Source organism: Streptomyces sp. NRRL B-24085 (genome assembly GCF_001282115.1).
Classification (GTDB): domain Bacteria; phylum Actinomycetota; class Actinomycetes; order Streptomycetales; family Streptomycetaceae; genus Streptomyces.
Genome location: NZ_LJBR01000429.1, coordinates 1 through 9,990, shown reverse-complemented (window position 1 = coordinate 9,990; position 9,990 = coordinate 1). Strand labels below are relative to the sequence as shown.

General features: G+C 70.9%; 7 protein-coding genes. 3 read left to right on the top strand and 4 right to left on the bottom strand.

The window, feature by feature from the left end; all coding sequences use genetic code 11:
* Positions 1-81: 81 nt before the first annotated feature.
* Positions 82-2,658 carry an aminopeptidase N gene (pepN, locus tag AOJ26_RS35645; protein WP_053852504.1) on the bottom strand — a complete coding sequence of 859 codons (2,577 nt, stop codon included), beginning with the start codon at positions 2,656-2,658 and terminating at the stop codon, positions 82-84.
* A 158-nt stretch (positions 2,659-2,816) separates the two neighbouring features.
* On the opposite strand from pepN, the gene AOJ26_RS35640 reads away from it, so the two are divergent.
* Positions 2,817-3,287: a DUF1203 domain-containing protein gene (locus AOJ26_RS35640; protein ID WP_053852503.1), complete on the top strand. Its 471-nt coding sequence runs from the start codon at positions 2,817-2,819 to the stop codon at positions 3,285-3,287.
* 3 nt (positions 3,288-3,290) lie between these two features.
* Here the strand turns inward: AOJ26_RS35640 and AOJ26_RS35635 are convergent, their stop codons facing one another.
* Positions 3,291-4,307 (bottom strand): aspartate-semialdehyde dehydrogenase, encoded by a 1,017-nt coding sequence (locus AOJ26_RS35635; protein WP_053852502.1) that lies wholly within the window; start codon positions 4,305-4,307, stop codon positions 3,291-3,293.
* A gap of 303 nt (positions 4,308-4,610) precedes the next feature.
* On the opposite strand from AOJ26_RS35635, the gene AOJ26_RS35630 reads away from it, so the two are divergent.
* Both AOJ26_RS35630 and AOJ26_RS35625 read left to right on the top strand, forming a co-directional pair.
* Entirely contained in the window at positions 4,611-5,135 is a 525-nt protein-coding gene (locus tag AOJ26_RS35630) for a sigma-70 family RNA polymerase sigma factor (RefSeq protein ID WP_053852501.1), read from the top strand.
* A gap of 1 nt (position 5,136) precedes the next feature.
* On the top strand, positions 5,137-5,850 hold the full coding sequence (locus tag AOJ26_RS35625) for a hypothetical protein (protein ID WP_053852500.1): 714 nt from the start codon (positions 5,137-5,139) through the stop codon (positions 5,848-5,850).
* Between the two features lie 60 nt (positions 5,851-5,910).
* Here the strand turns inward: AOJ26_RS35625 and AOJ26_RS35620 are convergent, their stop codons facing one another.
* Both AOJ26_RS35620 and AOJ26_RS35615 read right to left on the bottom strand, forming a co-directional pair.
* A complete protein-coding gene (locus AOJ26_RS35620; protein ID WP_053852499.1) occupies positions 5,911-9,204 on the bottom strand; it encodes a S8 family serine peptidase in 3,294 nt (1,097 codons plus the stop codon).
* A gap of 242 nt (positions 9,205-9,446) precedes the next feature.
* Positions 9,447-9,990: CGNR zinc finger domain-containing protein (locus AOJ26_RS35615; RefSeq protein ID WP_053852498.1), on the bottom strand; the 544-nt coding region annotated here is incomplete at its 5' end.

The window sequence follows — 9,990 nt, the reverse complement described above, 5'->3', positions numbered from 1 at the left end:
GCACGACAGCCCTCTGACGTATGCCACCCCGCCCGGGTGTCGGGCGGCCCGCGTTCCGCAGGACCGCCCGCCCCCGTCCCCCTACTCGCCCGCTCGGGCGTCCGCTGCCTGGGCCTTCAGGGCTCGGTCCACGCCTGCGCGGGACTCGGAGACGAGTCGGCGCAGGGCCGCGTTCGGCTCGGCCTCGGTCAGCCAGGCGTCGGTGCGGTCCAGGGTCTCCTGGGAGACCTGGAGCGAGGGGTAGAGGCCGACCGCGATCTGCTGGGCGATCTCGTGCGAGCGGGACTCCCAGATGTCCTTGACCACCTCGAAGTACTTGTCCGCGTACGGCGCGAGCAGCTCCCGCTGGTCGGTCTGCACGAACCCGCCGATGACGGCCTCCTGGACCGCGTTGGGCAGCTTGTCGGACTCGACGACCTGCGCCCAGGCCTCCGCCTTCGCCTCCTCGGTCGGCCGCGAGGCACGGGCGGTCGCCGCGTGGCGCTCACCGGCGGCGGTCTTGTCCCGCTCGTACTCGGCGGCGATCTCCGACTCGTCGTAGCGGCCGACGGAGGCCAGCCGCTGCACGAACGCCCAGCGCAGCTCCGTGTCGACGGCGAGACCCTCGACGACCTGGGACCCGTCGAGCAGCGCCTCCAGGAGGTCCAGCTGCTCGGGGGTACGGGCCGTCGCCGCGAACGCCCGCGCCCAGGCGAGCTGGTGGTCGCTGCCCGGCGCCGCGGACCGCAGGTGGGCCAGCGTGGCGTCGGTCCAGCGGGTCAGCAGCGTCTCGCGGGCGGCGGGGGCGGCGTACAGCTCGATCGCCAGCTTCACCTGCCGGTGCAGCGACTGCACGACACCGATGTCGGACTCCTTGCCGATTCCGGAGAGGACCAGCGAGAGGTAGTCGCGGGTCGCGAGTTCGGCGTCCCGCGTCATGTCCCACGCCGACGCCCAGCACAGCGCGCGCGGCAGCGACGACTCGAAGTCGCCCAGGTGCTCGGTCACGAAGGCCAGCGACTGCTCGTCGAGGCGGACCTTGGCGTACGACAGGTCGTCGTCGTTGAGCAGCACGACCGCGGGGCGGCGCTTGCCGACCAGCTGCGGTACGGCCGTCAGCTCGCCGTCGACGTCCAGTTCGATCCGCTCGTCACGGATCAACTTGCCGCTGTCGTCGTCGAGTTCGTACAGGCCGACCGCGATGCGGTGCGGCCGCAGCGTCGGCTCGCCCTTCGCGCCGGCGGGGAGCGCCGGGGCCTCCTGGCGGATGGCGAAGGAGGTGATGACACCGTTGCCGTCGGTCTCGATCTCGGGGCGCAGGACGTTGATGCCGGCCGTCTGGAGCCACTTCTGCGACCAGGTGCCGAGGTCACGGCCGGAGGTCTCCTCCAGCGCGCCCAGCAGGTCGGACAGGCGGGTGTTGCCGAACGCGTGGCGCTTGAAGTACGCCTGCACACCGCCGAAGAACTCGTCCTCGCCCACGTAGGCGACGAGCTGCTTGAGGACGGACGCGCCCTTGGCGTACGTGATGCCGTCGAAGTTGACCAGCACGTCGTCCAGGTCGCGGATCTCGGCCATGATCGGGTGCGTGGACGGCAGCTGGTCCTGGCGGTACGCCCACGTCTTCATGGAGTTGGCGAACGTGGTCCAGGAGTGCGGCCACCGGCTGTCCGGGGCGTACGCCTGGCAGGCGATGGAGGTGTAGGTGGCGAACGACTCGTTCAGCCACAGGTCGTTCCACCACTCCATGGTCACGAGGTCGCCGAACCACATGTGGGCCAGCTCGTGCAGGATGGTCTCGGCGCGCATCTCGTACGCGGCGTCGGTCACCTTGGACCGGAAGACGTACTGGTCGCGGATGGTGACCGCGCCCGCGTTCTCCATGGCGCCCGCGTTGAACTCCGGCACGAACAGCTGGTCGTACTTCTTGAAGGGGTACGCGTAGTCGAACTTCTCCTGGAACCACTCGAAGCCCTGCCGGGTCACCTCGAAGATGGCGTCCGAGTCGAGGTGCTCGGCGAGCGAGGGACGGCAGTAGATGCCCAGCGGGACGGACTGGCCGTCCTTCTCGTACACGCTGTGCACCGAGTGGTAAGGGCCGACGATCAGGGCCGTGATGTACGACGAGATCCGCGGGGTCGGCTCGAAGACCCAGACGTCGTCCTTCGGCTCCGGCGTCGGGGAGTTGGAGATGACGGTCCAGCCGGTCGGCGCCTTCACGGTGAACTGGAAGGTGGCCTTCAGGTCCGGCTGCTCGAAGGAGGCGAAGACCCGGCGGGCGTCCGGCACCTCGAACTGGGTGTACAGGTACGCCTGCTGGTCGACCGGGTCGACGAAGCGGTGCAGGCCCTCACCGGTGTTGGTGTAGGCGGCGTCCGCGACGACCCGCAGGACGTTGCGGCCCTCCAGGAGACCGGGCAGGGCGATCCGGGAGTCCTTGAAGACCTCGGCGGGGTCGAGCGCGTCCCCGTTCAGCGTGACCTCGTGGACTGTCGGGGCGACGAGGTCGATGAAGGACTCGGCCCCGTTCTCGGCGACATCGAAGCGCACCGTGGTCACGGACCGGAAGGTACCGCCCTCCTGCGCGCCGGAGAGGTCGAGATCGATCTCGTAGGACTCGACACTGAGCAGCTTCGCGCGCTGCTGAGCCTCTTCGCGAGTCAGGTTTGTGCCAGGCACGCGGTCATCTCCTTGTTTCCTCGATATGAGTAGGTTCGGCGGTCCGGCCATCCTTCCACGAACTGTCTCCGACGGATCGGGGGATTACCCTGCGGTTCCGGGGGTTCCACGTCCGGTTTCCGCCGGTCATCCGCGCGCGGCCGCGCCAGCCTGGTCCCATGACGACGTACACCGCACTGCCCATCGGCCCCCCGGTCCTCAGCGCACTGCGCACCGCCGACGACGCCGGCCGCCCGCCGGCCCCGTTCACGGACGAGGAGGGCGGCGCGCCCCTCAGGTGCTGTCTGCGCCGCAGCGAGCCGGGCGAGCGGATCGCACTCGTCTCCTACGCCCCGCTGCGCCGCTGGGCGGCCGAGACGGGCGCGCGGCCGGGGGCGTACGACGAACAGGGCCCGGTCTTCATCCACGCCGGGGAGTGCGCGGGGCCGGACCCCGGCGGCCACCCGTTCGCCAACGCCCACCGGACCGTCCGCCGCTACTCGTCCGACGGACACATCCTCGGCGGAGAGCTGGTCGACCGGCTCGACGACGACGCCTTCCGAAACGCGTTCGACGACCCGTCCGTGGCGCTTGTCCACGTCCGGGCCGTCGAGTACGGCTGTTTCCTCTACGAGGTCAGGCGGCCCTGAGGGTCAGCCCTTGAGCTCCGCCGCCACCAGCTCCGCGATCTGGACCGCGTTCAGCGCGGCGCCCTTGCGGAGGTTGTCGTTGGAGATGAACAGGGCGAGGCCGTTGTCGACCGTCTCGTCGCGGCGGATGCGGCCGACGAAGGAGGCGTCCTGGCCGGCGGCCTGAAGAGGGGTCGGGATGTCCGAGAGGGTCACGCCCGGGGCGCCCGCCAGCAGCTCCGTCGCGCGCTCCGGGGAGATCGGGCGGGCGAAGCGGGCGTTGACCTGGAGGGAGTGGCCGGAGAACACCGGGACGCGCACACAGGTGCCGGAGACCTTCAGCTCGGGGAGCTCCAGGATCTTGCGGGACTCGTTGCGGAGCTTCTGCTCCTCGTCGGTCTCGTTCAGGCCGTCGTCGACGAGGTTGCCGGCGAAGGGCAGGACGTTGAAGGCGATGGGCCGCTTGTAGACCTGCGGCTCGGGGAAGTCGACCGCGCCGCCGTCGTGGGTGAGCTTGTCCGCGTCGGCGGCGACCTTCTGCACCTGGCCGTGCAGCTCCGCCACGCCCGCGAGGCCCGAGCCGGACACCGCCTGGTAGGTGGTGGCGATCAGGGTCAGCAGGCCCGCCTCGGCGTCCAGCACCTTCAGGACCGGCATCGCGGCCATCGTGGTGCAGTTCGGGTTGGCGATGATCCCCTTGGGGCGGTCCGCGATGGCGTGCGGGTTCACCTCGGAGACGACCAGCGGGACCTCGGGGTCCTTGCGCCAGGCCGAGGAGTTGTCGATCACGACCGCGCCCTGCGAGGCGACCTTTTCGGCCAGCGCCTTCGAGGTCGCGCCGCCCGCGGAGAACAGCACGATGTCCAGGCCGGTGTAGTCGGCCGTCGCCGCGTCCTCCACCGTCACGCCGTCCAGGACGGAGCCGGCCGAGCGGGCGGAGGCGAACAGGCGCAGCTCCGTGACCGGGAAGTTCCGCTCCTTGAGGATCTTCCGCATGACCGTGCCGACCTGTCCGGTGGCTCCGACGATTCCGACCCTCACGGTGACTCCCTATCTCTTCGCACGTGACCGAGGCTTTTCCATCATGCGGCCGACCCGGGTCAGCCTGTCCAATTCTTTGTGCTCCATGCTCGAAGGCTGGGACGCCCCGAGGCGGCCGGCGGGTTGCCAAACTGTGGCCGCACCCGTGCTGAGCTGGAGAAATTCGCCCGGTGGTCGCGTCGTGCCGGAAGCCGTGCGGTCCCGCGCGCCCGGTGTGACGTACGCCTCGGAGAATTCTCCCCGCCTCCCGCCGAACGTTTTCCGTCCCACCGGCGTCGTAGGAGAAACGCGGCGAGGGGAGGGGTGTCGGTGCTGCGCGGAATCGGCCGCAGGACCCAGGGGGACGACCCCCTGGACGCGGCACAGGAACGCCGGGTGCGGGCCGTGCTCGCCCTGGGCGGGGTGCCGCAGGCGGACCTGCCGGACGGGGTGCAGCAGGTCCGCCTGCGGTTGCTGGAGCGGGCGGCGAAGGGGCACGAGGCGCCGCGGGACGTGTCCGCGTGGGCCGCCGTCGTCGCCTCCAACCTCGCCATGGACTGGCACCGGGCCAAGAAGCGCCAGGAGCGGCTGGGGGAGCGGCTGGCCTCGCTCAGACAGCACGAGCACCCCTCCGGGGAGGACACCAGCGTGCTCTCCGTCGCCGTCGCGCAGGGCCTGGACGAGCTGCCCGACCAGCAGCGCCAGGTCCTGGTGCTGCGGTTCTTCGCCGACCTGCCGGTGCGCTCGATCGCCCAGGAGCTGGGCGTCCCGGAGGGCACGGTGAAAAGCCGCCTGCACACGGCGGTACGGGCCCTGCGCGCCCGCCTGCACGAGGACGAGGTGGTGTGACATGAGCGCCGAGAACGAGACGTACGACAGCGACGCGCTCATGGCCGCGATCACCGGTGAGGAGCTCGGCGACGAGGCCCGCGCGGACGGCGTGTTCCTCGCCGAGTACCGGGCGGCCGAGGCCGACATCGGGCTGCTCAGGGAGCAGCTCGGGCTCCTCGGCGAGGCCCTCGCCCAGGAGCCGCCCGCCCCGGAACCCGTGCCCGCGCGGCTACGGCCCTCCCCGGCCCGCCGCCGCGTCCGCACCCTGGCCTTCGGCACCCTCGCGGTGGCCGCCGCGGCGAGTGTCGTCACCGGGCTCGGCTGGCTCCTCGGACACAGCGGCGGGATCAGCCAGGACGCGGGCGGCAGCGCCGACTCGGCCTCCAAGGCGGAGTCGGGGGTCCGCTTCGGCAGCCCGGCCTACCTGGCCTGCGCGACCACGGTCGCCGAGGGCGAGGTGACCGCCGTCAAGGAGCTGCCCGCCACCGGGGAACTCCAGGTCACCGTGCGGGTGCGTCACTACTTCAAGCCGACGCTCGGCGTGCGGGACCTCACCTATGTGATCGGCGAGTACGACCTGCCCGAACCGCTGACCAGGGGCACCGCGGTGCTGTTCGGGGTGAGCGCGGGCTCGCCGGCCCCCGACCACTGGGCCGTCGGGGAGCGGGAGGTCGCCCGGGAGCGGGCCTTCGTCACCGCCTCGCTGCCCGCCTCGCGCGGACTCGCCTGCTAGGCACACGAGAAGGGCGGGCGCCCCAACGGACGCCCGCCCCTGTTGCCGTACGGAGAAGTGCTACGGCGTGACCTTCTCGATCTTCACGTTGCCGACGCCCGCGACCGTGCCGCGCGCGTTGACGAGGCTGACCTGGCCGAAGAACTCACGGCCCTCCGGAGCGGGCGCCAGGGCGGTGACGCTGCCGGAGACGGTCGTCGAGGCGCCCGTGGCGAGCTTCACCGGCGCGTCGGAGACGGTGACCGTGCCCAGGGCGCTGGAGAAGAACACGTCCTGGTAGTCGTACGCCGTGGAGCCGGCCGGGACCGAGTAGCCGACGACCTCGATGGTGTACGTGCCGGCGGCGGGCGAGGCGACCGAGACGGCCTCCTCCGAGTCACCGTCGGCGGACGAGCCGACTACGGTGCCGGCCGCGTCGTAGACCGCCAGGTCCAGGTCCGCTGCCACGTCGGAGACGTTGCCGATGGCGACGTCGAGCGACTTGGCGCCCGCGGGCACCTCGACCGTGGTGGTCTGGGTGGCGCCCTCGGCGATGGTCGGACGGGCCGTCTTGGACGAGCCGAGCGGGCCGCCGGCCAGCTTGCCGTCGATCGCGGCGAACTTGTTGGTCACCTTCCAGGAGGCGGTGGCCGGGGTGCCGACCTTGGCCTCGGGGACGGTCACGGTCTCCGGGTCGAAGGCCACGCCGTAGACGGCGACGTCCAGCTTGTACGGGTTGTCGAGCAGCGGCGAGGTGCGGCGCGACTCGACCTCGATCTCCCAGACGCCGGCCTGCGGGTCGGCGTAGGAACGGGCGTCCGGCTTGCAGCCGTTGCCGTCGAGGTAGTTGTTGTAGCAGTACGGGGTGCTGGTGTTGTCGACCGGGACGCCGTAGGGGTGGATGGCGATGAAGCGGGTCTGGCTCTTGTCCTTGAGCCCGCCGATCGCGACCTCCAGCGACTTGGCGCCCGCGGGCACGGTCACGAAGTACGACTGGCTGCTGTTGCGCTGCACGGTGTTCGACGCGGTGTAGGTGTACTTCACCGGCGCCGAGACGACGACCGTGGTCAGGACCTGCTGGTCGATGCCCTCGGTCTTCGGGTCGTCGACGACGAGGATCGCGCTCTTGAGGCCCGCGGACTTCGGCTGGGCCTGGACCTTGACGGTCACCGGCTGGTTCAGCGGGAGCCGGATGTCGTCCTTGCCGAGGATCCGGAAGGTGTCACCCGCGTTGTTGTGGAAGTGCAGGTCGTGGCGGAGCGCCTTGTCCGCGCCGGACGTACGGGTGATGGTGACGTCGTACGTCTTCTTCTGGCCGGCCTTCAGGCCGCCCTCGCGGTCGTAGAGGCCGGTGCCGTAGCCCGGGGTCTTCAGGAGCTGGTCGATCGCGGTGTCGACCGGGGCCTTGACCGTGTAGTCGTGGGCGGTGGCGCCGTCCTTGATGGAGTCCCAGGCGTCCACGATGTCGATGAGGCCCGCGCCCTCCTCGTACGCCTGCACGCCCTTGATGTGCTTGGCGGTCGAGGTCAGGGCGGTGCGCAGGGTGGCCGGCGTCAGCGCGATGTGCTTCTGCTTGGCGGCCGAGAGGAGCAGCGCGGAGGCGCCCGCGGCCTGCGGGGAGGCCATCGAGGTGCCCTGGAGCATCGAGTAGCCGGCCGGCAGCGAGTAGCCCGCCTCGGCGACCGGGGAGCCCGGCAGCCAGGTCTGCGTGGTGTTGATGGCCGCGCCCGGGGCGGACAGGGTCGGCGTGAAGCCGCCGTCCTCACGCGGACCGCGCGAGGAGAACGGCATCATCGCGTACGACTTGCTCACCTGCGAGCCGTAGTTGGCGGCCCAGGTCGCCTTGGAGATGGTCGCGCCGACCGAGATGACCTTGTCGGCCAGGCCCGGGTCGCCGATGGTGTTCGCGCCGGGGCCGGAGTTGCCCGCGGAGATCACCAGCTGGACGCCGTAGGTGTCGATGAGGCGCGTGTAGAGCTCGGCGCGCGCGTTGTTGCCGTCGTTGAGCGCGGGCAGGCCGCCGATCGACATGTTGACGATGTCGACCCCGCGGTTGACGACGAGGTCGATCATGCCCTCGGTCAGCGCCACGTTGGTGCAGCCGCCGGTCCAGGTGCAGGCACGGGAGGAGACGAGCTTGGCGCCCGGGGCCGCGCCGTTCATCTCGCCGCCGAACAGGCCGTTGGCGGCGGTGATGCCGGCCACGTGGGTGCCGTGCTCGGACTCGATGACGCCGATGTTGACGTAGTCGGCCTTGCTGCCCGCGGCGTCGTAGACGACGTCCTTGCGGATCTCGACGACGAACGGCTGGCGCTCGGCGACGTCGGTCGCCGGGTTGTCGGTGCCGAAGTACCCGACCTGGAAGCCGTCCTTGTACGGCTTCATCGCCGTGTCGTCGGAGAAGTCGTTGTTGTTGTTCAGGTCGACCCGGACGGTTCCGGCGGCCGCGTCGTAGAGGACGCCCCAGACGTCGGTGGTGTCGCCGTCGCGGTTGGCGTCGCCCTTGGCGTCACCGCCGGCGGTGGCCGACTCGCGGAACAGGTTGAACTGGTAGGAGCCCGCCGGGGCCTTCCAGGTGGCGCCCGCGATGGTGAAGGTCGGGCCGCTGACGGGGTTGTTCATCCGCCGCCAGGTGGCGTCGCCGTCGGAGACCGGGTCGGTCGCCGTCACCCAGTCGACGATCTTCCGCTCACCGGTGGTGGTCTTCTGGAGCGCCGGGTGGCCGAGGTCCACACCCGAGTCCAGGATGCCGATGGTGACCCCGCGGCCGTCCGCCTTCGGGTGGTCCTCCACGAAGTCGACGGCGCCGGTCTCGAAGGACGGGTTGTACGGGTTCGTCGCGGGGGTCTTCTTGCTGGGCGCGGGGTAGGTCTTGGTGCCCTTGCCCGCGGCGCCCTTGGCGGTGTCGGCGCTCGGCGTCGGGTCGTCCAGCGGGATGTCCTGCTTGACGTCGATGCCGTGCACGGAGGAGAGCTTCGCGGCGGCGGCGATGGCCGAGTCCGCCTTCGCGGTGGGGACCGTGGCCCGGACGTAACCGAGCTTGTCGTAGGTCAGGCCCACCAGGCCGCCCTTGACCGCGTCCAGCTCCTCGGCGACCTGCTCGGTCCTGCCGGGGGCGGTGGCGACCATCAGCGTGATGTTCTTCGCGCCGTCGGCCTTGGCCTCGGCGAGCGCGTCGGCGTCGTCCGAACCGAGCTTCTCGTCGGCGGACTTGAGGCCCGGGTCCGAGGCCGCGGGGGTGGTGCCCGCGTCGGCGGAGAAGGCCATGGGTATCGGACCCGCCGCGGAGAGCGCGGCGACGAGTCCGGCGGCCGCGGCTATGCGCGCCACACGTCTCGCGCCCGATATCGGAGCGCGCTGGGGGGTGAGGGTCATCGGCATCCCTTGTAGGTAAAGGAACGAGCGGGTGTGTGACCGGGACCGATCGGTCCTGGCCACGGCGATCCGGAAGAAGACCCCGGATGACCGCCCAGCTTTACGCATAGGAAGGATGTTTAGGGAGAGTTGACCGAATCGATATGGCTGTATGGGGAAAACCCGCGATGCCCTTTGGGGACATCGGCGAACAGGCGTGAGAAAGACGGCAATTCGCCCTACGAGCTCTTTGGTCGCCCTTTTCAGGCGTCCTTGGAGCGCGCGTAGTGCCGGGACGCCTTCGCGCGGTTGCCGCAGGTCGCCATCGAGCACCAGCGCCGGGTGCCGTTCCTCGACGTGTCGAGGAAGTGGAGCACGCACGACTCGTGGGCGCACGACCTGATCCGGTCCGGGGCGGTGCCGAGCAGCTCCAGGTAGTCGCGGGCGGCGAGCCAGGCGGGGCCCCAGGCGGGGTCGCTCAACTCGGGCCGCTCGACGGGCCCTTGCGGAGTGAGTGCGACCCGGACCCGCCCGTGCTCCAGCACCGCGTCGACCAGCGGCGCCCCCTCCTCCAGTGACCCGTCCACCGCCGTGCGCAGGGCCTCCCGGGCCTGCCGCAGGTGCCGCAGCATCCGGTCGTCCGGGGTGTGCTCGCCGCCCAGTCCGGCCGAGTCGAGCCACACCGCGAGCCCGTCGACGTCGGTGAGGAGGTCCTGGAGGGTCCCCTCGCTCATCCACCGCGTGTTGAGCAGGTCGAGGGCGAGCGGTTCGCCGGTGAGCGGGCGGGGGTCGCGGTGTGGCTCGACT